1 protein-coding gene is annotated in these 1582 nt (G+C 69.3%); it reads right to left on the bottom strand.

What is annotated here, in order from left to right; genetic code table 11:
- Positions 1-12 precede the first annotated feature (12 nt).
- Positions 13-1428, bottom strand: a complete 1416-nt coding sequence (locus AB0F91_RS47180) for an NF041680 family putative transposase (protein ID WP_360609060.1) — start codon at positions 1426-1428, stop codon at positions 13-15.
- Positions 1429-1582 lie beyond the last annotated feature (154 nt).

Genomic DNA, 1582 nt, shown 5'->3' with positions numbered 1-1582 from the left:
CTAGCTTGATTTTTAACCTGTTCGGCGGGGCCGCGGTTTGCTCGACTTGGTGTTCTTGCTGTGCTTGGGCTTTCGGGTGTTGGTGCTGGTGACGGTATGGACGTCGTGGCGTGACGCGGGTCGTTGATTGGGTGTTCCGGCGGGACGTCCGGGGCCGGGCCGTGAGGGTTTCGGGACACCGGCCGGACAGGCGAGGTGTGGACGCAGGTTCCGAAACCCTCGGCGGACCCTGGCCGGGGTGAGCCGGCCGGCTGGTCGGGGTTTCTCCCAGGGGCGGCGGAGATCCGCCGTGAGATCACGGGCGAGGCGCAGCTGGGTGTAGGCGGTCAGCAGCAGCCAGGTCCAGCGGTCGGCCGCCTCGGGTGAGCGAAGTTTCGGGGTGGTCCAGCCGAGGGTCTGCTTGAGCATGCGGAAGGTGTGCTCGATGTCGAACCGGCGCAGGAACCCTTGCCAGGCCAGATCGACTTCGGTGTGGTCGAGGCCGGTGCGGGAGTGCCAGAGCCACACGGGTTTCGGGATCGCGCCGGAGGGCAGGCGCTCGACCTGCAGCCGGATTACGGTGCCCTCGATGATCGGCAGGGCGCCGTCATGGCCGGCCCAGGCTATGCGGTGGGTCAGCCGTGGATGCAGCCGATCCCAGGCCCGGATCAGCGCGGGACCGTAGAGCCGGGTCGTCGTTTCGCTGACGACGTCGGGTCGTCCCCAGGTGGCCGGGTCGCCGAAAGCGAACTCGTCGCCGTGGCGGCGGGGCCTGCCCGACGTGCCGGGCGGCTGCGGCGGGACCGGGCGATGCAGGACCCGATCGGTGCGCATCCGCACCAGCACGGTGATCGGGAGATCGGCCAGCACGTGGGCGAGGCGGGGCCCGTCGTAGCCGGCGTCGGCGACCAGAAGAATGTCTGGGTCTCCCGGCCGCCAATGCCCGGCCGCGGTCAAGCGTTCCACCACGCCGCGGATCTGCCGGGCGGTCACGCTCGCGGCGTTGTCACCGGGCGCGAGCCGGACCGCGTCCAGCGGCGCGGTCCACGAACCCCGCCCGGACTCGAGCGCCACGACCACCGAGTAGGGCCAGCCCGGCACCATCATGTGCTGGTCCTTGCCGCGGCCGTAGGTGTGACACAGGATCCGCTGCGGACAGGTGTGTGCTTCCGGACGCAACCAGCAGGTCACATCCACCGCCAGCACCAGGCGCCCGTCCGCGGCACGCGGCAGCGAGACCCCGCTCAGCGCGGTGCGTAGCCGATCGATGTCAACACGTCCGCATGCCAACGCGGCATAGCCGCTGCCGTGGCCACGACGGTGCTCACCGGCGAGCGACAATTCCGCGATCGACCGCACCGGCCCGTCGGCGCACAGTACCGCCTCGGTCAGCTCGAACAACGCGTCCGCCCGCCGGGTCAGGCATCGGTGGAACTCCTGCCGGAGCACGGACAACTCCCCGGACGCACCGGCGTCGCCGGCATGATGCACACTGATCAACTGAAGCCCTTGGTCCGATCTTCTCTCTGTCGCAGGAGGAATGATCGACCAAGGGCTTCACTCATGATCGACAGGGGTCTCCGCCGACCACTCATTCGTTAAA

The organism is Amycolatopsis sp. NPDC023774 (assembly GCF_040639695.1).
Lineage (GTDB): Bacteria > Actinomycetota > Actinomycetes > Mycobacteriales > Pseudonocardiaceae > Amycolatopsis.
The sequence above is the reverse complement of the archived record's forward strand: the minus strand, read 5'-3'. Positions and strand labels throughout refer to the sequence as shown.